Genomic DNA, 23,146 nt, shown 5'->3' on the forward strand with positions numbered 1-23,146 from the left:
CTCCCCTTGGCGCGATCCCATCCGCCGACTTGTGTTTCCGTTACCGTTCGCTGTCAATCTCGCGGTATGCTTCCCGCCACGACTGCACCAGACAGATCGCAGATTTCAGGGAGGATACGATGGACAGACGACATTTCATGATGACCGCCTCGGCGTCCCTGCTCGCGGCTGGCAGCGGGGCGATCGTTCCAATCAGGGTTCGCGCCGCGGACGGCGGCATGCAGGTGACCGCCGCCCAGAGGTTTCGCGTGGGCGACATGACGGTCACGGCCATGTCTGACGGCTTCATCCCACTCGACCCTTCCGTCATGCAGGGAATCGAACCTGAGGGGGCGGCCCGGATTCTGGAGGATAACCACTACGATCCCGCCAACATCCATGGGTCCGTCAATACCTACCTTGTCGAGACTGGTGGAGACACATGGCTGATCGACTCCGGCGCCGACGGTGTCTTCGGCCCGACACTGGGCGGCGTGGCCGGGGTGATGCAGGCTCTGGGCAAAGACCCGGCCGCAATCAGCAAGCTGATCATCACCCACATGCATGGCGACCACATCGGCGGCGCGGTCATGGACGGCTCTTCGTTCTATCCGAACGCGGAGCTTGTCGTGACCGAGTCCGACGTGAACTTCTGGACCTCCGACGAGATCCAGGCGAAGGCGCCGGACGCATTCAAGGGCGCGTTCGATCTGGCGAAAGGCGTGATCGCCGCCTACGGGGACCGGGTGAAGACGATCTCCGGCGAGGCCGACGTCGCCCCCGGCATCGTCGCCCGCCCCCTGCCCGGCCATACGGTCGGCCACACGGGCTACATGCTGGAGTCGAAGGGCCAGAGCCTGCTGATCTGGGGCGACACCCTGGTTGTCGCCGCCATCCAGCTTGCAAAACCCGAGGTGACGACCGTCTACGATACCGACCCCGCGCAGTCGGTGGCGACCCGAAAGGACCTTCTGGCCTCCGTTGCCGGAACGGGCCAGATGGTCGCCGGAATGCACATGCCCTTCCCCGGCGTCGGCTACGTGGAGAGCGCGGGCGAGGCCTATGCATTCACGCCGGCCCACTGGGAATACTTCTGAGCCGAACCGGTCCGGCCTGCAGGAGCGATTGAACTGCCGCGCGCCTGTCGCTAGATCAGGCCGGACCCAGAGATTCAGCGCGGAGTTCTCCCAATGGCAGCCTATCAGTACGTCTACCACATGGATGGAGTCTCCAAGACCTATCCGGGGGGCAAGAAGACATTCGAGAACATCCGGCTGAGTTTCCTGCCGGGAGTAAAGATCGGTGTTGTCGGCGTAAACGGCTCGGGTAAGTCGACGCTGATGCGGATCATGGCCGGCATCGACAAGGACTTCTCCGGGGAAGCCTGGGCGGCAGAGGGCGCGAAGGTCGGCTACCTGCCGCAGGAACCACAGCTCGACGAGAGCCTGACTGTCCGCGAGAACGTGATGCTGGGCGTTGCCGAGAAAAAGGCCAAGCTGGACCGGTTCAACGAACTGGCCATGAACTACTCCGACGAGACCGCCGACGAGATGGCGCAATTGCAGGACGAGATCGACAGCCAGAACCTCTGGGACCTCGACAGCCAGATCGACGTCGCCATGGAGGCGCTGCGCTGCCCGCCGGATGACGCCATGCCGGGGAACCTTTCGGGCGGCGAGCGGCGCCGGGTGGCGCTCTGCAAGCTGTTGCTGGAAGCGCCCGACATGCTGCTCCTCGACGAACCGACCAACCACCTCGACGCAGAGACCGTCGCCTGGCTGCAGCAGCACCTGATCGACTACAAGGGCACCTGCCTGATTGTCACCCACGACCGCTACTTCCTCGACGAGATTACCGGCTGGATTCTCGAGCTCGACCGCGGACGGGGCATTCCCTACGAGGGCAACTACTCCGCGTGGCTGGAGCAGAAAGCCAAGCGGCTGGAGCAGGAAGCTCGCGAGGACAAGGCCAAGCAGAAGACGCTGGAGCGAGAACTCAGCTGGATTCGGCAGGGCGCGAAGGCACGCCAGGCCAAGTCCAAGGCCCGGATCGCAGCCTACGAGGAGATGGCGGGACAGTCCGAGCGGGAGAAGGTCGGCCGCGCGCAGATCATCATCCCGCACGGGCCGCGCCTCGGCCAGAAGGTCATCGAGGTCAACGGTCTCTCCAAACACTACGGCGACAAGCAATTGATCGAGGATCTCAGCTTCTCCCTCCCCCCCGGCGGCATCGTCGGCGTGATCGGCCCCAACGGTGCCGGCAAGTCCACGCTGTTCCGGATGCTCACCGGGCAGGAGCAGCCCGATTCAGGCACGGTTGAGCTCGGGGACACGGTGGAGTTGGCCTATGTCGACCAGTCCCGCGACTCGCTCGATGCGAACCACACCGTCTGGGAGGAGATCTCCGGCGGCGGCGAGGTGATCGAACTGGGCGACGCCCAGATCAATTCCCGCGCCTATTGCGGCGCCTTCAACTTCAAGGGCGGCGACCAGCAGAAGAAGGTCGGCCTGCTCTCGGGCGGCGAACGCAACCGCGTCCACATGGCGAAGCTGCTGAAGGAGGGCGGCAACGTTTTGCTCCTCGACGAGCCGACCAACGACCTCGACGTTGAGACGCTGCGTGCCCTTGAGGACGCGCTGGACGACTTCGCCGGCTGCGCCGTCATCATCTCCCACGACCGTTTCTTCCTAGACCGCCTTTGCACCCACATCCTCGCGTTCGAGGGCGAGGCCCAAGTGGAGTGGTTCGAGGGCAACTTCGAAGCCTACGAGGAAGACAAGGCCCGCCGCCTCGGCCCGGACGCACTGGAGCCGAAGCGGGTGAAGTACAAGAAATTTACCCGCTAAACTGAATAAAGCGGCCTACCGAACGAAATGGGAGCGTCCTCTCCAGAGGGAGGGCGCGGCCCGGCGAGCTTCGCCCTTGCCTCCGGGCCAGAGTTTCTTGTCGAGCGGGGATGAAGATGGTGACGCGCCAAGCAAGCAATACGCTTCACGGCAAAGCCGCGCATGGTCTCAGCCGTTGATGTCCTCATCGTAGGTTTTCACCGATCCGGCCCTCGATCCCAGCAAACGTCGCAGAGCCAGCCATGCAAGCAGCGACAGCACCGCGGAGAACACCAACAGCGCCGGGAGGGAGCTTGCGAGCCACGCGGCCAGCGGCCCGCCGACGAGCAGGAACAGGCTGGTGACGCCGGCCCCGATCGCGAAGCCGAGGAAGATCCAGCCGGGCGCCAGCACTTCGAGGATGGCGAGCAGGAGCCCTGCGACCATCCAGACCCACCATTCCGACCACCACATCACGGCCGCCCCTTCAGAAGGGTGAAGGCATCGCGGAAGACGTCAACGGCGTCCGCCGGCAGCACGATGGTCTGTTTGCCCTCGCCCGCCCCGAGCACCTGCAGCGCCTCGACCTGTTTCAGCGCGACCTGATACTGCGCCGCCTCCAGTCCGTTTTCCTTGATCGCCTTGGCAACGACGCCCGTGGCATAGGCTTCGGCGTCGGCCTGGATGCGGCGCGCCTTGGCGATCTGCTCGGCGGAGTAGAGTTCCGCGTCGGCATGAAGCTCTACCGCACGTTTCTTGCCCTCGGCCTCCGTCACTTGGGCGCGGCGCGACCGCTCGGCGTTGAGCTGCTGGAGCATGGCATTGCGGGTGGCGTCGTCGAGATTGACGTCCAGGATCTCGGCGCGCGTGACTTCGATCCCCCAGTCGTCCACGGCATCCTCGACCGATTCCTTGATCCGGGCAATGAGCTGGGCGCGGTTGGACTGGACGTCGTCGAGTTCCATCTTGCCGATCTCGGCGCGCACGATCCCGGCGACCGTCGTGGCGATGGCGCTGTCGATGTCGCGGATCCGGTAAACCGTGCGGGCCGGGTCGTTGATGCGGTAGAAGACGGACGTGTCGATCTGAACGAGAACGTTGTCCTTGGTGATCGCGTCCTGCGTGGCATTTGGCAACTGCCGTTCCAGGATCGAGACCCGATGCGCGACGCGGTCCAGGAACGGCACGATCAGGTTGAGGCCCGGCCCGAGCACGGAGTGAAGACGCCCGAACCGCTCGATCACGAACTTTTCCGACTGTCCGACGATGCGAACGGCGAGATAGGCGCAGAGAACGATAAAGACCGCCAGAAGGATCAGGACGATGCTCCCGCCGGGGAGAGGAAGCTGGTTCATATGGATTCCCTTGAAATGCTCAGCGAATTTGTCTTCGGTATAAGGTCTTTTCTTTGTGGCAGGATCGTGGAAAAGCCCTTGCGCCGCAATGACGCGCCATGGGGGTGACATCCGCCAATGCGGTTTCCCCATGTCGGGCAGGTTCTGAGCGGCGACGTCCTCTCTCGACCACATGGGACGCCCCGTCGACCTTCGCCACCCAACGCGTTCAGGGCGGGAATCTGCCGAGACGACGTGAGGGAACAGCAACACCCCGGCGGCTGTTATTTAATAACATGTCGACCCGTCCTACGGTCGCTATCAAGCGAGCATGAAGAGGATAATAATGAAACAGCTAGCTTTTGTCATGGCGTTGGGCGGATGCGCTCTCGCGGCAATCCCCGCTCTGGCAGACCGGGCCCTGGTGATCGGCGCGCCGGAAGAACAGCGACGCGGACTGTTGCGAAGCGCCCCCATGGAGGACACCGCCGAAGCCCTCCGCAACGCCGGCTTCGAGGTCATCACCGCCGACGCCGCCTCGATCGGCGAGATGCGCTCGGCACTGTCGGACTTCATGGATGGCCTGTCCGAAGAAGAGCGCGCCGTCGTCCACCTGTCAGGCCGGTTCGTGCGCGGCGATGGCCGAAACTGGCTGCTCGTCCGCGACCTTGAACAGTTGCCAAACCTTGCGACTGTCGACGACGTCGGCCTGTCGGTGGAAACGGTCCTGGCCATTGCAGGACACCTGCAGGGCCGGTCCGTGGTCGCCATCGGGCAGGAGAGCGGCGACGGGACGCCGGGAGAGGGGCTGGACGCCGGCTTGGGCCTTGAGACGATACCCCAAGGCGTGACCGTGGTGCGCGGCGGCGGAGCAGAGATCGCCGCCTTTGTCGCCGGCCCGCTTCTGGAAGAAGGCCGGAACCTGCCCGAGTCGATCGCGCAGGCAAACAATGTCACCGGTCAGGGCTTCCTTTCCGAGATCGTGGCGTTTCTGCCCGAGGGCCAGGAACGCCCCACTGCGCAACCCAACGAGGCAGAGGTCGAACGGGCGCTTTGGCAAGCGACACAGGCGCAGGACAGCGTGGACGCCTACGAGGCCTATCTGGACCGGTATCCCGAGGGCTATTTCGCCGATGAGGCCAAAGCCTCCATCGACCGAATTCAGAACGAGCCCAACCGCGAGGCCCGCATGGCCGAGGAAGCACTTGGCCTCGACCGGACAGCGCGGCGTCAGATTCAAGAAAACCTTGCCCTGCTCGGTCACGCACCCGGCACGCCCGACGGCGTTTTCGGTCCGGCCAGCAGGTCGGCGATCACCCGTTTTCAGGGAGCGAACGGTTTCCCCTCCAACGGCTACCTGACGCGCCCGCAGATCGACCGTATCGCACTACAGGCCGACAAGCGTCAGGCCGAAAATGAAGCCGAGGCACGTCGACAGCAACTGGCGCAGGAAAAGGCGGACCGCGAAACCTGGGCTGCTCTGGGCGAGGGGTCGGACGAGGCCGGCCTGCGGACCTATCTGGAGCGCTACCCCGACGGCCTCTTCGCGCCCATCGCAAACGAACGCCTCGACCGGATTGAGGCCGAAGCCAAAGCGGCGGATGCGGAACTCGAGCGACGCGACTGGGAGCAAGCACGCAAGGCTGACACGGAAACCGCCTATCGCGCCTATCTCTCGACCCACCCCAATGGTGCCAATGCCGATGCGGCGAAAACCCGGATCGCGAAGTTGTCCGAACCTCAGCAGGACAAGGCCTCCGATGCCCCCGACGCTCCTGACAAGGCCACGCGGAAAGCGGCGCGGGAGGTCGAAGCGGAGCTGGGATTGACCGACATGTCGCGCACCCTCGTCGAGCGGCGCCTGCAGCAACTCGGTTACGAACCGGGCCCGGTGGATGGCACGTTCGACCGGGAGACGCGTGCGGCTATCCGGAAATTCCAGAGCGACCGCGGGATGGAAGTGACAGGGTTCATGGACCAGCAAACCGCAATCGGCATGGTCTCGGCCATCGGCGGCGTGCTCGGCAATATCACCCAGTAGACGGCACTTGGCGCCGACGAAGCATGTGGGCGGAACGACGTCGTTCCGCCCACTTTTTCTTTCAGGCGGACTCGGCCAGCGCCATCTCTGCGTCCACCAGATTGCTGTCCAGCTCCTCCGCCACGGCGGCACAGGTGATCTGTCCGTTCCACACGTTCAACCCGTTGCGCAAGTGGGAGTCCCGGCGCATCGCTTCCTGCCAGCCAAGGTCGGCCATACGAAGCGCGAACGGCAGCGTGACATTATTGAGAGCGTAGGTCGACGTGCGGGCGACCGCACCCGGCATGTTGGCCACGCAGTAATGCACGACGCCGTCCACTTCAAACGTCGGCTCGGCATGCGTCGTGGGGTGGGATGTTTCGAAACATCCGCCCTGGTCGATCGCCACGTCCACCAGAACGGCGCCGGTTTTCATGGTCGCAAGATCCGAGCGCTCGACCAGCTTCGGCGCAGCGGCACCCGGGATGAGCACCGCCCCGATCACCAGGTCCGCATCCGCGATCAGTTCTCCAACCCGGGTGCGCGTCGAATAGGCTGTCTTGGCGCGGCTCTCGAAGTGAATCGCCAACCGTTCGAGCACCTCCGGGCTGCGGTCGAGGATGGTTACGTCCGCCCCCAGGCCCACCGCCATTTGCGCCGCATTGAAGCCAACGGTGCCACCACCGAGGACCACGACTTTGCCCGGCGCCACACCAGGCACCCCCCCGAGGAGCACACCGCGGCCGCCGTGCGCCTTTTCCAGAGCCGTGGCGCCTGCCTGAACCGCCATGCGGCCTGCGACCTGGCTCATGGGTTTCAGCAGGGGCAAGCCGCCCGACGGGCTGGTCACTGTCTCATAGGCTATGGCAGTCACGCCGGACGCCATCAAGGCACGAGCCTGGTCGGGATCCGGCGCGAGGTGCAGATAGGTGTAGAGCACCTGCCCGGGGCGCAGCATCGCGCATTCGGCCGGCTGCGGCTCTTTCACCTTCACGACCATTTCGGCCTCGGCAAAGATCTCGTCAGCCGTATCAGCCACCTGAGCCCCGGCGGAGCGGTAATCTTCGTCGTCTGCGCCGATACCCACGCCCGCGCCGGTTTCCACCAGCACCGAATGCCCGTGCGCGACCAACTCGGCGACGGATTCGGGCGTCAGCCCGACACGGTATTCGTGGTTCTTGATTTCCTTCGGTACGCCAACAAGCATCCCTGCGTCTCCCTTGCATACTGCAGCAATTTTGCCTGCCGACTGCCGGGTTCCGGTTCGATTTCTTGACGCAAACCCTCGGGAGTGTGGTAAAAATTCCGACGATACCGACGAAAGGGCGCACGCCATGCTGGACCGCTTCGATGCGCAAATCCTGCGGGAATTGCAAAGGGAATCGGATATCCCCGTCGCGGAGCTTGCTGAGCGGATAGGCCTGTCTACGTCAGCCTGCCATCGGCGGGTGAAGCTGCTGGAAGCGGGCGGCCTGATCGAGGGATATTCGGCCCGCGTGAATCCCCGCGCCCTCGGCCTGGACTTGCAGGCCTTCGTCGAAATCACGCTGACCTCGCAGACCCAGGAAGCACTCGACGCCTTCGAACGCGCCGTCATGCTCTACGACGAAATCCTCGAATGCGTGCTGACCACCGGCAGCGCCGATTACATTCTGCGCATCGTCGCCCGCGACGTGGCGGATTACGACAACATCCACCGCAACTGCCTCGCTCGCCTGCCAGGGGTGTCCGGTATGCAAACATCCTTCGCGCTGCGATCCATCAAGCGGTGGCGGGGTTACCCCGTCGCTGGGTGATTTTGCATGATGCCAGAAAACGGCAAACACCTAAGGAGATAGCGGACGCGAAACCCCATCTTACAAACTCGCATACGTGGCGCAAACGCAGAAAGGGCCGCGATGATCGCGGCCCTTTCCAAATACTTCATAGCTCGACTGATCAGCCCTGGCGGGCCTTGAAGCGGCGTTGGGTCTTGTTAATGACGTATACGCGGCCCTTGCGGCGCACGATACGGCAATCCCGGTGCCGCGATTTCAGCGAGCGGAGCGAGTTGCGGACCTTCATGGTCTTCCCTTTCCTCTGTCGCCGGCGCTAAACGGCGCCGTTTGTTTCGCCACTGGGCCGGAACGTCCCGGACCCGAATTCTCAATGGTGGGCGGTACTGGGATCGAACCAGTGACCCCTACGATGTCAACGTAGTGCTCTACCGCTGAGCTAACCGCCCGTCCTCCGCCGAATCGATCCGTCATACGCCCCTGCCCACAAAGGAAAAGGACGCGGATCATTACCGCGTCGGTGGAGGGGCGTATAAAGCGAAGCGGAAGGGGGTTCAAGGGCTTTTGGCAGCGACGAATATACCGCTATATGAATGCATCAAGGAGATGCCATGCCGACCGCGCCCTACCGACTCGACATGCCGCGCGATCACGCCACCGGTGTGATCTTTGCCTCGCCCCACAGCGGGCGGGACTACACGTGGGAGTTCCTGCGCAAATCCGTGCTGGACGAGATGTCGATACGGTCCTCGGAGGACGCTTTCGTCGACAGGCTGTTCGATAGTGCCCCGAGCCTTGGTGCGCCGCTGCTGTCGGCGCTGGCGCCCCGCGCCTACGTCGATCTCAACCGTGGCGCCGACGAACTCGACCCGGCCTTGGTGCGCGGTGTGCGCTCGTCCTCCCATAACCCCCGTGTGACTTCGGGGCTTGGAGTGATTCCCCGGGTCGTGGCGAACGGCCGGGCCATCTACAACGGAAAGCTCGAGCTTGCAGAGGCTCGGTCTCGGCTGGCTGAGGTTTGGAAGCCCTACCATACCTGTCTGCAGTCCCTCATCGAGGAGGCGAAGTCACAGTTCGGCCTTGCGGTCCTGATCGATTGTCACTCGATGCCCCATGAGGCGGTTCAAACGATGGCCGGCCCGCCGGGACGCAAGCCGCATGTCGTGCTGGGGGACCGCTTCGGCGCCGCCTGCTCGCCGGACATCATGGACCGTGTGGAAGCCGCCTTTGCCGCTGCCGGATTGCGCGTGGTCCGTAACGCCCCCTTCGCCGGCGCCTATATCACCCAGTACTACGGCCGGCCGTCGCGCCATCAGCACGTGGTCCAGGTGGAAATCGACCGCGGCCTTTACATGGACGAACGTCGCGTCCGCCCCAGCCAGGAATTCGCGACCTTCCGCGACGTCATCCGCGGCGTGATCGCGGAGATCGTCGAAATCGGCCGCGGCGAGGCCAAGCCGCTCGCTGCGGAGTAGGTCCTTGGGAGCCTCGCCTTGCCAATCGGGGCACCATGCTGCGTAATTAGATCGCAGTCCGGGATTGACGCGGCGCCACGGCGCGCTTCCTTTCTGACGGGAGAGGATTCATGGACAAACAAGCGCAAGCCGTCGACGCCGAGGAGCGTCCCGTAACCATCACGCGCGGCCCGTCCTGGGCTGTCATCGGCATATTCCTGCTGCTGCTCGTGGCCGGCCTTGCCTATGCGCGAGCCTTCATGATGCCGGTGGTTCTGGCCGTGCTGCTGACCCTGGTCTTCGGTCCGGTACGCCGCCGCATGGGCCGCCTCGGCATTGCGCCCGGGATCGCAGCGTTTCTCATCGTCGGCACCCTTCTCGGCGGCGGCGCGGTCGGCGTGGGCAGCCTTGCCGTGCCGGCGGCCGACTGGATCGAGAGAGCCCCCACCATCGGATGGGAATTCCGGAGAAAACTCTACGAGCTGCGTGGGGCGACGGAGGGTGTGCGAAAGGCCGCCGAACAACTCGACAAGCTCACCTCCGGCGGGGATACCGGAACGGAGGAGACAGGAGTGCAGCGCGTCCGCGTCGAACAGGACAGCAACGCATTCTCCCTTGCGATGTCGGTACCAGGAATTCTTGCGCAGGTGGTCTTTACTCTGGTGCTGCTCTTTTTCCTGCTGGCATCGGGCGACATGTTCTATGAGAAGATTGTCCACGTCTTGCCGACGTTCAAGAACAAGCGGCTCGCCGTTCGCATCGCGCACGACATAGAACGAAAGCTGTCCAGATACCTGCTGACAATTTCCACCATCAACGCCGGGCTGGGCATCGCCGTCGGTTTGTCAATGTGGTGGTTCGAGATGCCGAACCCTGCCATCTTCGGCATACTCGCCTTCCTCCTCAACTTCGTCCCCTACGTAGGCGCACTATTCGGTGTAGGGCTCTCCTTCGTGGTGGGTATTGTGAGCCTCGACAGCCTCGGCGAGGCAATCGTGCCCGCGATCGCGTATTTCGCCCTGACGTCTTGCGAAGGCCAGTTCATCACGCCCTACTTTGTCGGGCGAAGCCTGCAACTGAATACGGTCGTAGTGTTTCTCTGCGTGACCTTTTTCGCCTGGCTCTGGTCCGTGGTGGGTATGCTTGTGGCAACGCCGTTGCTCGTTGCGGTGCGTACCTTTTGCGAACACATCCCTGCGCTCGAAGGGCTTGGCCATTTCCTCTCGGCCCGCGGAAATGAGGCGCAGGATCCGGCCGACAACGGCACCTGAATACCACCGGCCCAGTCGTTTCCCTCAGACCGCGCCGTGGGAATCCTCGTATTTCTCCGGCTCGCGATGTTGCTCTGGAAATGCCCGCTTCGGCGGCTTGGCATATCCCGTGCGTTCGCTGTGCCGAACCAGCCACAGATACGCCCAGACCCCCAGTCCGGCGCCGATGACGGCAAGACCCATCGCCGTCATGAGTTGGCCGGTGGAGTCGCCGCCGGCCGTGAGGGCCAGGTAGCCGAACGCCCAAAAGCCCGACCATGCTACCACATTCAAAATTGCCACGAGCTTCGCCATCCGGCAGTTCTCCCCAATGCTCCCCGTCCCCACCGCCGCGCGATCGATTGCCCGCCGGGAGCGGGTCGTGCCAACGCGGCAGGGGTGCGGACCTCCCTGCGCAGCGACGCGTCCCGCGACCGCTCACCGCAGTATAGGACGGTCGATCTGACATCCGTCAAACGGTTTGATCCCACGCAACCGGCTCGTCCAGCCAGATGAACGAGGGCAACACACCACCGCCGAATGCCGCGGCGCGGCCCTACGTCACTTCGGTTTGGCCGGCGAATCCCCTATCAACGGCGCGCAATCAATCCGACGAAGGGGCAGTCACGAATGATTGGACGACGCGAATTCCTGCTTTCCGCAACCCTGGCCACCGCCGCCACGGCACTGCCAATGCCGGCGGCCGCCGCCACCCAGAAAACCGTACGCCTGCCGCGCAAGTTCCGCCCGCAGATCGTTTCTGTGCCGGAGACTTTGCCGGAAGGCGAGATCCACGTGATGCCAGACGAGCACCTGCTCTTTTGGACGCTGGGCGCCGGCAAGGCTCGCCGGTACGGCATCGCGGTCGGCGCGCCCGGGCGGAATTTCAAGGGCGTGGCCCACGTGCGCCGCAAGGCCGAATGGCCAAGCTGGACGCCGACTGCGGACATGATCCGCCAGGAGCCGAACGTCTACGCCAAGTGGAAAAACGGGCTTCCCGGCGGGCACGAGAAAAACCCGCTCGGCGCCCGGGCGCTGTACCTCTACCAGGGAAATCGCGACACGCTCTACCGGATCCACGGCACGCCGCAGCCCTGGACGATCGGCCGGTCGTTCTCGTCGGGCTGTATCCGCCTTCAGAACGAACATGTCGTGGAACTCTACGACCATGTTCCTCTCGGCACGAAGGTCGTAGTGTACTAGGTCACAGCGATGAGGACGGCGTCGCCAGCCGTCCGCCGCCAGTATTTCTTGTGTCCGAAAAGCATCCCCGGGGGGAACGCCGCAAGGCGTGGGGGGCAGGCAGCCCCCCCTTCCCCGTCGCCATAGGCGCGAGATCAGTGGAAGGTCACCGACGTCCCAACTGGCACACGCTCGTACAGATCGATGACGTGGTCATTGTGCAGCCGGATGCAGCCGGAGGAAACCGACCGGCCGATCGTCCACGGCTGTGGCGTGCCGTGAATGCGATACCGGGTGTCTTTTCCACCCCGGTACAGATACAGCGCCCGTGCCCCCAAGGGGTTTTCCGGCCCTCCGGGCAACCCGCCCGCCCATTTCGCGTAGACTTGCGGCTCCCGGCGGATCATGTTCGCGGTCGGTGTCCAACTCGGCCATTCCGCCTTGCGACCGACATAGGCCGACCCCGAGAGGTTACGACCTTCCGAGCCTATCGCCACGCCGTACCGGATCGCCCGTTCTTCGCCCACGATGAAGTAGAGAAAATGCCGGCCCAACTCGACATGGATGTCGCCGGGAGCGAAGCCCGGGCGCACGCGAACGACCTGCGCGCGGAACTCGTCGGGCAGTTCAAACTGCTGCTCCGCCCGCACCAGGCTCGGGGCACAGAGGGCAGCGGCGGCTCCAAGGAGGAAACGGCGTCTGGCAGGCATCGACTTCTCCGAAATTTTGCGGTGGGGAAAGTGTTCTCACACAATGGGTTGGCGCGAACTGTGCCATCCTCGGCGGATTGAGGCAAGCTGCATGTCCCCCCATCCTCCCCTCCCCCCGTACAGCGGAGCGAGTCATTGTTGCGTTCGCGCCACAGGCTTGGAGCGCGCCCAATCTAGCGCCCGAGGCGCAGCCGCACATCTTGCGGCTGGGCAGAAAACGGCAAAAGGCCCCGCAATGCGGGGCCTCCATACTGCCATCGGCTGCAAGTCAGACGGGCGATTTTGCCTTCCGCAAATAGGGAAGAACTGCGTCGAAGTCGCCGAACTGTTGCTTGGCGGCGGCATCGTCGAGAGACAGCGCCACGATGACATCCTGGCCCATGGTCCAGTTGGCCGGCGTGGCGATCGGCGTTCCATAGGTTGCCTGCAGCGCATCCAGCGCCCTCAGCACCTCCGCGAAGTTGCGGCCCACGGACATGGGGTAGGTCATCGAGAGCTGAAGCTTCTTGTTCGGCGCGATGATGAAGACCACCCGCACAGAAGCGCTGTCCGCCGCCGTGCGGCCGTCCGGCAGGTAGGCATCGGCCGGAAGCATGTCGAGCTGCTTCGATATTTCCAGGTCCTCATCGGCAATGATGGGAAAGGTCACGTTCGTTTCGGCCACCTTCTCGATGTCGCCGATCCACTTCTCGTGCTCTTCCACGCTGTCGACGGACAGACCGATGACCTTCGTGTTGCGCTTTGCCCATTCGTCCGCAAGTTGGGCCACTGCGCCGAACTCGGTGGTGCAGACGGGGGTGAAATCCTTCGGATGCGAAAACAGGATCGCCCAGTGGTCGCCGATCCAGTCATGGAACGACGGGATGTTTCCCTGACTCGTTCGAAGCTTCAGATCGGGAACGGTGTCGTTGATACGCAGGCCCATTACGGGTCTCCTTCGCTTCCATTAGAATGATCGTTACGTCGAATTTCGTTCCTCCCCCGGTCCTAGATATGCCGCAGAGCAGCGAACGGAAGCCCGATCTTGCGGCCTCCGCGTCGCGGTGACAGTGTGTCGCAAAATTACCCCTGCGAAGGACGTCCAATGATCGAAAAACGCCAGTTCTACATCGACGGAAGCTGGGTAGATCCGGTTACGGCAAGCGATTTTCCGGTGATCGACCCCTCAACCGAAGAAGAGGTGGGCGTGATTTCGCTCGGCAGTCAGGCCGACACCGATGCCGCGGTTGCAGCAGCCCGATCCGCCTTTGACGACTGGTCCCGGACGGATCCGTCAGACCGGATCGCGTTGGTCGAGCGCCTGCTCGAGATCTACAACAATCGGGCTGAGGATATGGCCGAGGCGATCAGCCTCGAGATGGGCGCTCCCATCGACTTCTCCCGCGCGGAACAGGTCGCGGCGGGTTCGGGACATATCAAGGCGGGCCTGCGAGCGGCGCGCGACTTCCAGTTCGTCCGGCTGCTTGGACCGCACGCGCCCGGCGCGAAGATCCTGATGGAGCCAGTCGGGACCGTTGCGATGATCACGCCCTGGAACTGGCCGATGAACCAGGTCGCGCTCAAGGTCGTTCCCGCCCTGCTTGCCGGGTGCACCATGGTGTTGAAACCGTCCGAAATTGCGCCGTTCTCCTCCGTCCTCTTCACGGAGATTCTGGACGAGGCCGGTGTGCCCGCCGGTGTCTACAACATGGTGAACGGGGACGGCCCAGGCGTGGGCAGCCAACTGTCGTGCCACCCCGATATCGACATGGTCAGCTTTACCGGCTCCACCCGGGCCGGCATTGCCATCAGCAAGGCCGCTGCCGACACCATCAAGCGGGTCAGCCTCGAACTCGGCGGCAAGGGCGCGAACCTCGTCTTTGCCGACGCGGGCGAGGAGGCCGTTCGCCGGGGCGTCGCGGACATGATGGAAAACACTGGTCAGTCGTGCAATGCGCCGAGCCGAATGCTCGTCGAGCGATCGTTCTACGACGAGGCGGTCGAGATCGCCCGCGACGCCGCCGAAGCGACCGAGGTCGGCCCGGCGCACAAGGCTGGCGGTCACATCGGGCCTCTCGTCAGCCAGGCACAATGGGACAAGGTTCAGGGACTCATCCAGAAAGGGCTCGACGAAGGCGCACGCCTGGTCGCCGGTGGCCTTGGCCGCCCGGAGGGCCTGAACCGCGGCTTCTTTGCCCGCCCTACCGTGTTCGCGGATGTGACCAATGACATGACGATCGCACGGGAAGAGATTTTCGGCCCGGTGCTCTCCATGATCCCGTTCGAGAGCGAGGCGGAGGCCATCAGGATCGCAAACGATACCCCATACGGTCTGACCAACTACGCCCAGACCAGCGATGAGGCCCGACAGCGCCGCCTTGCCCACCGCCTTCGGGCAGGGATGGTCGTGCTGAACGGGAAATCCCGTGGCTCCGGAGCGCCCTTTGGCGGCGTGAAGCAGTCCGGCAATGGACGCGAAGGCGGCGTCTGGGGCATCGAGGAGTTTCTCGAGGTCAAATCGGTGGGCGGCTATCCCGAAGGGTAATCGCTCGGGCCGGGTGAAGCGGTCTTTCAGAACGGGCAGCGCGCGGTAAATGTCATCGGCGCGCCGCCATCGGGATGGCGCAGCAAAAGTCGCTCGGCATGCAACATCAGCCGCGCCGCCTCGCGCGCTGTTCCTTCAGCATAGAGTGGGTCACCCAGTATAGGATGCCCGATCGCCGCCATATGCACCCGAAGCTGATGGCTCCGTCCTGTCACCGGCAGCAATTCGACACGCGTGGCGCCCGGCTCCCGTTCGAGGACGCGCCAATGCGTCTCTGCCGGCTTGCCCCTGTCGAAATCGACCATCTGTTTCGGGCGATTCGGCCAGTCCGCGATCAGCGGCAGATCGATCCTTCCGCACTCGGACGCTGGCTGCCCATGGACGCGGGCGATATATCGCTTCGACGTATGGCGCCTTTCAAACTGCAGCCCAAGATGCCGTTGCGCAGCCTTCGTACGCGCGAAGACCATGACGCCGGAGGTATCCCGGTCCAGACGATGCACCAGAAGCGTCCCCTCGAACGCGACCTCCAACCGAGAGAGAAGGCAGTCCGCCAGTTCTGCGCCTTTGCCCGGAACCGACAGGAGGCCCGCGGGCTTTTCCACGACCAGCAGCTGCGCGTCCTCGTGCAGAACGCGCACCGGTTCCGTCGGGGGCGCGTACCCAGTTGTTTCACCCAAAGATCTTCTCCAACACTTCAATTGACGCCTGCATACCGAATGGTAAGTTTTTCCGTCCAGCCTGCCGGACAGCGATGACACGTATCGGAGGTGCGGCATGGAGTTCGAAACCCGCCGGCAGGACGGCATTCTCCGCATCGACGTTCTTTCGAAGCGAATCGATGCGGCCTGCGCGATCCAGTTCAAGGACCGGATGCGGGATATCTGCGCCGATCCGCCACCGCGCATCGTCCTGAACCTGAGGCAGGTCGATTTTCTCGACTCTTCCGGGCTCGGGGCGGTGGTCGCGGTCAAGAAACACCTCGGGCAGGAACGATCACTGGAACTCGCGGGTTTGACACCCAAGGTTCAGAAGGTCTTCCAATTAACGCGGATGGACTCCGTCTTCGTGATACACGGATCGGCGGACGAGATCCTCGGCGGGGGGAGCCACGCGGCCTGATGGACGAACGGAATGCCGACTCGTCTGAGGCGGATCGAACGGGCGGCGCATTGGCGCACGGCGCTATCGATTCGCCACGAGTCAGGCCCAATGCTCATGGCCCGGGCAAACGTCCTCTCGATCGCGGTGGTCAGAGCCGTGAACCAGACCTGCGCCTGACCTTGATCAGTGAACCGAATGAGGTTCGTCGAGGGCTGGTTACGATCGCGGCCGCCCTGGCTCATCTCGGATTGTCGGAAGACGAGTGCGAACGGGTGGAGGTTGTTCTCGGTGAGGTCATGAACAATGTCGTGGAGCACGCCTACCCGTGTCGCGCGTCCGGCTATCTCTCCATCGCAATCGACCCTGCCGGGGACGCCATAAACCTGAATGTGGAGGATAACGGCGCAGCGATGCCGAATCAGGTTCTCCCTCCGGGGCATCCGCAGGATCTCGACGTCACACTCCACGATCTGCCAGAGGGCGGATTCGGGTGGTTGCTCATACGGGAGTTGGCGGATGATCTGAGGTACGAGAGGAAAAATGGGCGGAACCTGCTCACTTTTTCTCTAGCGAAATCAGGCAAATTCTGACTGCCAAGGCAATCTGCCACGGCTTTGCCGCATTCGCGCCGCCAAATTGCCTGCCGGAACCTGCAGATTGTCTCTTGTAGCTGCACAAGGCTTCCCTCGGCGCCGTGCTTTTCAGCCCCCACCCAACGCGGCGCCGAGGTTTTCCCCGGAACATGGCAGCACCGGCCGGCGAGCGCTCACCCCAAGGGGCGCCCTCCGGTGCGCACCTGTCCGGCTTGTTCAGTTCAACTGGAATTCCAGCGGGTAGATGCCGTCGCAAAATTCCCCGAACAGGTCTGGCAAGTCTGGATGGTCCACCGGTTCGCCAGAGTAGTCGGGCACGAGATTCTGCTCCGATACATAGGCGACATAGTAACTTTGGTTGTTTTCGGCCAAGAGGTGATAGAACGGCTGTTCTTTCGCGGGCCGGCTTTCCTCCGGGATCGCGTCGTACCATTCCTCTGTGTTCGAGAACATCGCGTCCACATCGAAAACAACGCCGCGGAAAGGGTGCTTTCGGTGACGAACGACTTGACCTAAATGATATTTGGCTACACTTGTCTGCATACTGATACTTTCCCCACTTCTTAATAGTTAAGGGGAGGTTTCATGTGTGTCCATGCTACTTGTGGATAAGGCCCTAGAAACAGTGTGTGAACAGTTGCTTCACAGTGCTGTATCCTCAGCCCCTCATCATCCCACACTGAACCCGCATTGGCCGAAATTTCGCGCGTCGCCTCGGTCTGCCTCCCAGACCTCTCGGCCAATTTACGTGTCCCCGCACGCTTGCCCGTTCACCCCGTCGAATATTTGGCTTACACTGAGAAAAAACGAGCAGACACATAATCGGATCGGACAGGCGGATGAGCAGAATCCTTTGCGCCCTGTGCGTTCTCATGGCCCTGGCCGGCTGTGGGGGCGGCAACAAGGTGAGTCCCCGAAATCTCGACAATGCATGCAGCATCGTGAACGAGCGGCCGAAGTACCTTCGCGCAATGCGGCGCGCCGAACGGAAGTGGGACGTGCCGGTGCCCGTGCAGATGGCGGTGATCCATCAGGAAAGCAAGTTCGACGGGAACGCCCGGACTCCCATCCAATGGACACTCGGCGTGATCCCCATGGGGCGTCAGAGCTCGGCCTATGGATACTCGCAAGCGCTCGATGGGACCTGGGACCAGTACAAACGCGAGACGGGGAACCGGCGCGCCAAACGCGACAACATCAAGGACGCGACAGATTTCATGGGCTGGTACATGAACAAGGCGCGGGAGAAGACCGGCGTTCCCCTCTATGACGCGCAGCGCCAATACCTCGCCTATCACGAGGGGTGGAACGGCTATAACCGCGGCAGCCACACCTCCAAGAGCTGGCTGATGCGCGTCTCTTCCAACGTCGGAGAGCGCGCCTTGCTCTACGATCGGCAGTTGCGGACCTGCGGCAAGATCTGAGATCCCGCCGCAGGGCTTCCGTCACTCGCGGCGCGAGATCTCCTGCGGAATACTGAAGAGCGACGGCCCGAGCGACACCCCCTTCGTCAACTCGCCGAGGATAACGGTGGTTTGCTCACCGCTGCCATCGGTGACGACCCATTGGCGCAGTTCGACCGGCTTATCGGTGAAGACGAGGCGGATCGTGCCGTAGTCCGGATGCTCCGGGTCCTGCGCGACAACGCTGGTCGTCTTACCGTCCGTCGTATGCGCGACGACCGACCGGGCGCTCGCGAAATTGACGTTCTGACGCAGGATGAGGTTCAGCGGCGTCTGCCGGAGCGGATATTGGTTCGGGCCGGCGTTGGACTTGGGATCGAAGACCGCCACCGTCCCCCCACCCGCCATGACCAGGGAATTGTCCGGCGGATTGTACTCGAATCGCACCCGACCCGGCCGGTGAATGAAAAGACGGCCCGTGGAGATCGTGCCGTCAGAGTTGACTTGCGTAAACTCACCCTGCGCGGTCTTGAACCCGTTGAGGTAGTTGGACAGCGCGTTGAGCGGGATCTTCTCGGCTGCGACCGGGCTGGCCGCCGCGAGGACGAGAAGGCATGTGGAGAGGAAGCGTTTGATCATACGCTTTCAGTATGATCTCGGCGCGGACCTTTCCAGTCCTTCCTCTCTCACAGGCACGTGACCGGCGGATCGCAGGCCTGCGGCGCAGGGCCGTCAGGCTTGCTCCGGCACGAGAATCTCGCGCTTGCCCACATGGTTGGAGGCACTGACCAGCCCCTCGTCCTCCATCTGTTCCACAAGCCGCGCGGCCTTGTTGTAGCCGATGGCGAGCTTGCGCTGGATGTAGGAGGTGGAGCATTTGCGATCCTTCAGAACGATCGCGACAGCCTGGTCGTAGAGCGCATCCTCCCCGTCGGTGTTGCCGCCGAGGCCGAGAACGAGGTCGATGTCGCTCTCCTTCTCCTCGTCGGGCCCCTCGATGACGCCGCCCACGTAGTCCGGCGGGCCGTAGGCCTTGAGGTGGTTGACGATCTCCTCAACCTCCTCGTCGCTGACGAACGGCCCGTGCACCCGGGTCAGCTTGGCGCCGCCCGCCATGTAGAGCATGTCGCCCATGCCCAGAAGCTGCTCGGCGCCCATTTCGCCAAGGATCGTCCGGCTATCGACCTTGGAGGTCACCTGGAAGGAGATCCGGGTGGGGAAGTTTGCCTTGATCGTACCCGTGATGACGTCGACGGAGGGCCGCTGGGTCGCCATGATGATATGGATGCCCGACGCCCGCGCCATTTGTGCGAGGCGCTGGATGCAGGCTTCGATTTCCTTGCCGGCAACCATCATCAGGTCCGCCATCTCGTCCACGATAACGACGATGAACGGCAGCAGTTCGGGCGCGAATTCTTCGGTCTCGAACACGGGCTCGCCGGTCTCGTCGTCGAAGCCCGTCTGCACGGTACGGGAGAACATCTCGCCCTTGCCGAGCGCATCCTTCACGCGGCTGTTGTAGCCTTCGATGTTGCGCACGCCCATCTTGGACATCTTGCGGTAGCGGTCTTCCATCTCGCCCACGACCCATTTCAACGCCACGACGGCCTTCTTGGGATCGGTCACAACGGGCGAGAGCAGATGCGGAATGCCGTCATAGACGGACAGTTCCAGCATCTTCGGGTCGATCATGATCATCCGGCATTCTTCCGGGCTGAGCCGGTAGAGCAGCGAGACGATCATGGTGTTGATGGCGACCGACTTACCGGAGCCCGTCGTACCCGCGATCAGCAAGTGGGGCATCTTGGCCAAGTTCGCCACCACGGGCGCGCCGCCGATGTCCTTGCCGAGCGCCAACGGCAGCGGCATGGAAGTGTCGCCGTATTCCCGCGCGGAGAGGATCTCCCGCAGAACGACCTTTTCGCGGTTGGCATTGGGCAGTTCGATGCCGATCACCGACCGGCCCGGCACCGTCGAGACACGGGCCGAGAGGGCCGACATGGAGCGAGCGATATCATCGGCGAGCCCGATCACCCGGCTGGCCTTGAGGCCGGGCGCCGGTTCCAGTTCGTACATGGTGACGACCGGGCCGGGGCGGACGGACACAATCTCGCCCTTGACGCCGTAGTCGTCGAGCACGTTCTCCAGCATCCGGGCGTTCTCTTCCAGTGCTTCGTCGGAGAGAACGTGGCGGGTGATCGACGCCGGGTTGGTCAGCAGCGACAGCGGTGGGGTGTCATAGGCGGAGGCTGCCTCTGGTTCGAGGGCGAGTGAGGGCTGCGCCTCCGCACGAGCCTGCCGGGAGGGCTTGGGCGCCTTGCGCGCAGGGTGCTGGACAACGGCGCGCGTGTCATCGTCTTCCGGATCGTAGGGCGTGCCCCGCTCGTGTATCGCCGGAGCGACGCGCGGGCCGCCGGACCACTCGTCTGAGCCAGGCGCCATGTCCCCTTCGTACGCGCCTACCGACGCCATCTCTTCGGCGGCCACGTGCTGCCGATGCGCAACCTCCACCGCCGGTTGGGGCGTCGGCTGATCGTCGTCGTATTGCGCCATCGGAGCGGGCGGCACGGCGCCGGGAACCTTCAGAACCAGTGGTTCCGGTTTGCGCGGCCGCACCACCGGAGGCTCGGCCCGTCCCACGGTCGGGACCGCCGTTGGGGTTGTCCCCCGCGCCCGGAGGCGAATGGCATGCGCGATGCGCTCCTTTATCCGCTCTTCACTGGGCGCCTCGATCTCCTCGCCAGACGGCAGTTCGGGCAGCGCCAGATCCTGCTCAATCATGGTCCCCTGGGCAGCCGGTGCGCGGCGAACCAGCGCGTAGACGGAGTCGAGCAGTCCTCCACCGACGCGCCGGCGCACCGGCGGCTCAGCCCGGCCAAACGACTCGGCGTCGGGGGCCTCATCATCGACCAGGTCCCATTCATCGTCCTCCGCTGTCACAGCCATCCGCTCGGAACGGCGCGCGCGGGTTTCCTCGCCCTTCGCCACAAGCCCCCGGGCCACTACGGCCGTGCCGGACATGCCGATTCCCAACCCGCGTACGACACCCGCGTAAAGGAGGATCACTCCAACGAGGATGAATCGGCCACAGCGGCGGAGTTCGTCGAACGTGAACCCGCAGACGAACAGCAATAGCGCGAGCGCACCGAGACCCAAGGGGAGCGCCAGCAACCGGACACCAAAGCTGGCCGAGATTGGCAAGATGTTGAGCAGCGCCCCGAGTACCGTGTCGCCGAACAGCCCGCCCAGCCCGAAGCTGTGGTTCCAGCCTGCGCCGGGCACCACTGTCGAGGCATAAACAGCCGTCAGCGCCACGGCGATCGGCGCGAAAAGGCCACGCCCGAGCGCCCGCTCCGTTCCATTGTGAATAAGCAAGCGAATGCCCCAGGCAAGGGAAATGGCCGCCAGCGACCACGCGCCCTTCCCGACGACGATGAAGAGCGGCGCCGCGATGGAGGCACCAAATCGGCCCAGCAGATTGCGCACAGGCGCATCCGTGGCAGAGAAGAACGAAGGGTCCTGCGGCGTGTAGCTGGCCAGAAGGGACGCCGTTGCCACCGCCAGCGCCACGAGCACGAGGCCGACCAACTCCCGTCCGCGCCGTTCGATCGCCTCCTGCATGGAAGTGTCGAGAAGAGGGTCGCGCTGTCGTGTCTGATATGCCATCGGATCTTGGTGTCCTTATTGCTCGTAAAGCCAGCGGCGGAGCGCCTGAAGCCCGCGCTGCAATTCATCCATCCCTGCGACCATCGCGACGCGGACATACCCCGCCCCGGGGTTCACACCGTCCACCTCGCGGCCGAAATAGGCGCCAGGCATTACCCGCACGCCCGCCTGTTCAAATACCCGGCGCGCCGCGGCCTCACCGTCGTCCACCGGCAACCACAGGAAGAAGCCGCCCTCCGGCCCCGCGTACCCCGGCACGCCGGCCATGATCTCATCTGCCAGGCGGTATTTCTCCTGGTAGATGGCGAGCGAAGTACGCACGTGCGCCTCATCAGCCCAGGCCCGTTCCGCAACGCGTTGCAACGGCAGCGACACTGGCGCCCCCGCATAGGCCCGGAGCTTGCGAATGCGCGTCATGCACTCCGGCCCCGACGCGACAAAGCCTGACCGGAGCCCGGGCAGATTCGACCGCTTCGACAAGGAATGGAAGATCACCAGCCGCTCAGGGTCCGCCCCGCGCGCCTGCGCCACTTGCATGGCCCCGGGCGGAGGCGTGGTGCGGTAAATCTCCGAATAACACTCGTCGGCGAAGATGCGAAAATCGTGCCGCTCGGCCAGGTCCAGCAGCCGCGCCCAAAAGGCCTCGTCGGCCACGGCGCCCTGAGGGTTCGACGGCGAGCAGATGTACGCCACCGTCACGCGGTCCAGAATCTCCGGCGACACCGCGGTGTAATCCGGCAGAAATCCGGTCTCGGCGGTCGCCGGAACGAATACCGGTTCAGCACCCACGGTCAACGCGGCGACCGCATAGACTTGGTAGAACGGATTGGGCAACAGAATCGCAGGCGGTTTTCCAACCTTCCGCTCCGGACTGAGCGCGATGGCCGCGTTGAACAGCCCCTCCCGCGTGCCATTGAGAGCCATCACCTGCGTGTCGGGATCGACGGAAACACCATAGCGGCGCCTCAGCCAGCCGCAGATCGCCTGCCGTAATTCGGGCGTCCCGTCGTTCGGAGGGTACTTGGCGAACGCATCGACGTTGGCGCTCACGATCTCGCCCACGAAGTCGGGAATCGCATGGCGCGGCTCGCCGATGGTCATGTCTATGACCTCGCCGGCCGGCGCGATATCGGCCAGCAGCGTCCTCAGACGCGGAAATGCGTAATCGGGAAGGTCCGAAAACCTGTCGGGGAACGTCATGCGCTCGCTATGTCTGTACTGCCTCGGGATCGGGGTCGTGCTGCCCCGTTTGGTGACAGATTAGCCACGCATGGATTGCGGGTCCAGAAAATGTCTCACTACTCGGTGGCTTGTGGCATTTTGCCAA

General features: G+C 63.7%; 23 protein-coding genes and 1 tRNA gene. 11 read left to right on the forward strand and 13 right to left on the reverse strand.

All coding sequences use genetic code 11. The annotated features are described in order from the left end of the window. Positions 1 to 119: 119 nt before the first annotated feature. Positions 120 to 1,076: an MBL fold metallo-hydrolase gene (locus BM075_RS12665; RefSeq protein WP_177208337.1), complete on the forward strand. Its 957-nt coding sequence runs from the start codon at positions 120 to 122 to the stop codon at positions 1,074 to 1,076. Between the two features lie 93 nt (positions 1,077 to 1,169). After that, on the forward strand, positions 1,170 to 2,825 hold the full coding sequence (gene ettA / locus BM075_RS12670) for an energy-dependent translational throttle protein EttA (RefSeq protein ID WP_093361061.1): 1,656 nt from the start codon (positions 1,170 to 1,172) through the stop codon (positions 2,823 to 2,825). Positions 2,826 to 2,993: 168 nt separating this feature from the next. Here the strand turns inward: ettA and BM075_RS12675 are convergent, their stop codons facing one another. Beyond that, entirely contained in the window at positions 2,994 to 3,278 is a 285-nt protein-coding gene (locus tag BM075_RS12675; RefSeq protein ID WP_093361062.1) for an NfeD family protein, read from the reverse strand. Beyond that, positions 3,278 to 4,159 (reverse strand): SPFH domain-containing protein, encoded by an 882-nt coding sequence (locus BM075_RS12680; RefSeq protein ID WP_093361192.1) that lies wholly within the window; start codon positions 4,157 to 4,159, stop codon positions 3,278 to 3,280. The genes BM075_RS12675 and BM075_RS12680 overlap by 1 nt, the downstream gene beginning before the upstream one ends. 325 nt (positions 4,160 to 4,484) lie before the next feature. Between BM075_RS12680 and BM075_RS12685 the strand changes: the two genes are divergently transcribed. Continuing rightward, positions 4,485 to 6,179, forward strand: a complete 1,695-nt coding sequence (locus BM075_RS12685) for a peptidoglycan-binding domain-containing protein (RefSeq protein WP_177208338.1) — start codon at positions 4,485 to 4,487, stop codon at positions 6,177 to 6,179. 61 nt (positions 6,180 to 6,240) lie between these two features. Here the strand turns inward: BM075_RS12685 and ald are convergent, their stop codons facing one another. Further along, the gene (gene ald / locus BM075_RS12690) at positions 6,241 to 7,365 is read right to left on the reverse strand and encodes an alanine dehydrogenase (RefSeq protein ID WP_093361064.1); all 1,125 of its coding nucleotides are present in this window, start codon (positions 7,363 to 7,365) and stop codon (positions 6,241 to 6,243) included. A gap of 127 nt (positions 7,366 to 7,492) precedes the next feature. Here ald and BM075_RS12695 point away from each other — a divergent pair, with 127 nt between their 5' ends. Beyond that, positions 7,493 to 7,954 (forward strand): Lrp/AsnC family transcriptional regulator, encoded by a 462-nt coding sequence (locus BM075_RS12695; protein WP_093361065.1) that lies wholly within the window; start codon positions 7,493 to 7,495, stop codon positions 7,952 to 7,954. Positions 7,955 to 8,096: 142 nt separating this feature from the next. On the opposite strand, the gene ykgO is transcribed toward BM075_RS12695, so the two are convergent. Together ykgO and BM075_RS12705 are read right to left on the reverse strand one after the other, a co-directional pair. Beyond that, positions 8,097 to 8,222: a type B 50S ribosomal protein L36 gene (gene ykgO, locus BM075_RS12700; protein WP_089233906.1), complete on the reverse strand. Its 126-nt coding sequence runs from the start codon at positions 8,220 to 8,222 to the stop codon at positions 8,097 to 8,099. An 85-nt stretch (positions 8,223 to 8,307) separates the two neighbouring features. Then, positions 8,308 to 8,382 (reverse strand) — tRNA-Val (locus BM075_RS12705). Positions 8,383 to 8,544: 162 nt separating this feature from the next. Between BM075_RS12705 and BM075_RS12710 the strand changes: the two genes are divergently transcribed. Both BM075_RS12710 and BM075_RS12715 read left to right on the forward strand, forming a co-directional pair. After that, complete coding sequence (locus BM075_RS12710) at positions 8,545 to 9,408, forward strand: N-formylglutamate amidohydrolase (protein WP_093361066.1); 864 nt, start codon at positions 8,545 to 8,547, stop codon at positions 9,406 to 9,408. 110 nt (positions 9,409 to 9,518) lie between these two features. Further along, the gene (locus BM075_RS12715) at positions 9,519 to 10,658 is read left to right on the forward strand and encodes an AI-2E family transporter (protein WP_093361067.1); all 1,140 of its coding nucleotides are present in this window, start codon (positions 9,519 to 9,521) and stop codon (positions 10,656 to 10,658) included. Between the two features lie 24 nt (positions 10,659 to 10,682). Here the strand turns inward: BM075_RS12715 and BM075_RS12720 are convergent, their stop codons facing one another. Beyond that, positions 10,683 to 10,952 (reverse strand): hypothetical protein, encoded by a 270-nt coding sequence (locus BM075_RS12720; RefSeq protein WP_093361068.1) that lies wholly within the window; start codon positions 10,950 to 10,952, stop codon positions 10,683 to 10,685. Positions 10,953 to 11,267: 315 nt separating this feature from the next. Here BM075_RS12720 and BM075_RS12725 point away from each other — a divergent pair, with 315 nt between their 5' ends. Further along, positions 11,268 to 11,840 (forward strand): L,D-transpeptidase, encoded by a 573-nt coding sequence (locus BM075_RS12725; RefSeq protein WP_218152854.1) that lies wholly within the window; start codon positions 11,268 to 11,270, stop codon positions 11,838 to 11,840. Between the two features lie 134 nt (positions 11,841 to 11,974). On the opposite strand, the gene BM075_RS12730 is transcribed toward BM075_RS12725, so the two are convergent. Together BM075_RS12730 and BM075_RS12735 are read right to left on the reverse strand one after the other, a co-directional pair. Further along, the gene (locus BM075_RS12730) at positions 11,975 to 12,529 is read right to left on the reverse strand and encodes a L,D-transpeptidase (protein ID WP_093361069.1); all 555 of its coding nucleotides are present in this window, start codon (positions 12,527 to 12,529) and stop codon (positions 11,975 to 11,977) included. Between the two features lie 268 nt (positions 12,530 to 12,797). Further along, positions 12,798 to 13,454 carry a peroxiredoxin gene (locus BM075_RS12735; RefSeq protein ID WP_093361070.1) on the reverse strand — a complete coding sequence of 219 codons (657 nt, stop codon included), beginning with the start codon at positions 13,452 to 13,454 and terminating at the stop codon, positions 12,798 to 12,800. Positions 13,455 to 13,613: 159 nt separating this feature from the next. Between BM075_RS12735 and BM075_RS12740 the strand changes: the two genes are divergently transcribed. Further along, positions 13,614 to 15,053, forward strand: a complete 1,440-nt coding sequence (locus BM075_RS12740; protein WP_093361071.1) for an aldehyde dehydrogenase family protein — start codon at positions 13,614 to 13,616, stop codon at positions 15,051 to 15,053. 26 nt (positions 15,054 to 15,079) lie between these two features. Here BM075_RS12740 and BM075_RS12745 read toward each other — a convergent pair whose 3' ends face one another. Then, positions 15,080 to 15,733: an RluA family pseudouridine synthase gene (locus BM075_RS12745; protein ID WP_245758836.1), complete on the reverse strand. Its 654-nt coding sequence runs from the start codon at positions 15,731 to 15,733 to the stop codon at positions 15,080 to 15,082. A gap of 97 nt (positions 15,734 to 15,830) precedes the next feature. Between BM075_RS12745 and BM075_RS12750 the strand changes: the two genes are divergently transcribed. Both BM075_RS12750 and BM075_RS12755 read left to right on the forward strand, forming a co-directional pair. Beyond that, a complete protein-coding gene (locus tag BM075_RS12750) occupies positions 15,831 to 16,175 on the forward strand; it encodes an STAS domain-containing protein (RefSeq protein WP_093361073.1) in 345 nt (114 codons plus the stop codon). Then, a complete protein-coding gene (locus BM075_RS12755) occupies positions 16,175 to 16,747 on the forward strand; it encodes an ATP-binding protein (RefSeq protein ID WP_093361074.1) in 573 nt (190 codons plus the stop codon). The genes BM075_RS12750 and BM075_RS12755 overlap by 1 nt, the downstream gene beginning before the upstream one ends. Before the next feature lie 219 nt (positions 16,748 to 16,966). Here BM075_RS12755 and hspQ read toward each other — a convergent pair whose 3' ends face one another. Continuing rightward, positions 16,967 to 17,293: a heat shock protein HspQ gene (hspQ, locus tag BM075_RS12760; protein ID WP_093361075.1), complete on the reverse strand. Its 327-nt coding sequence runs from the start codon at positions 17,291 to 17,293 to the stop codon at positions 16,967 to 16,969. A gap of 296 nt (positions 17,294 to 17,589) precedes the next feature. Here hspQ and BM075_RS12765 point away from each other — a divergent pair, with 296 nt between their 5' ends. After that, entirely contained in the window at positions 17,590 to 18,174 is a 585-nt protein-coding gene (locus tag BM075_RS12765; RefSeq protein ID WP_093361076.1) for a transglycosylase SLT domain-containing protein, read from the forward strand. A 21-nt stretch (positions 18,175 to 18,195) separates the two neighbouring features. Here BM075_RS12765 and BM075_RS12770 read toward each other — a convergent pair whose 3' ends face one another. The 3 genes from BM075_RS12770 to BM075_RS12780 form a co-directional block, all read right to left on the reverse strand. Beyond that, entirely contained in the window at positions 18,196 to 18,792 is a 597-nt protein-coding gene (locus BM075_RS12770) for a LolA family protein (RefSeq protein WP_093361077.1), read from the reverse strand. A 93-nt stretch (positions 18,793 to 18,885) separates the two neighbouring features. Further along, complete coding sequence (locus BM075_RS12775) at positions 18,886 to 21,819, reverse strand: DNA translocase FtsK (RefSeq protein WP_093361078.1); 2,934 nt, start codon at positions 21,817 to 21,819, stop codon at positions 18,886 to 18,888. 15 nt (positions 21,820 to 21,834) lie between these two features. Then, a complete protein-coding gene (locus BM075_RS12780; RefSeq protein WP_093361079.1) occupies positions 21,835 to 23,019 on the reverse strand; it encodes an aminotransferase class I/II-fold pyridoxal phosphate-dependent enzyme in 1,185 nt (394 codons plus the stop codon). Positions 23,020 to 23,146 lie beyond the last annotated feature (127 nt).

The organism is Tropicimonas isoalkanivorans (assembly GCF_900112335.1).
Taxonomy (GTDB): Bacteria; Pseudomonadota; Alphaproteobacteria; order Rhodobacterales; family Rhodobacteraceae; genus Tropicimonas; species Tropicimonas isoalkanivorans.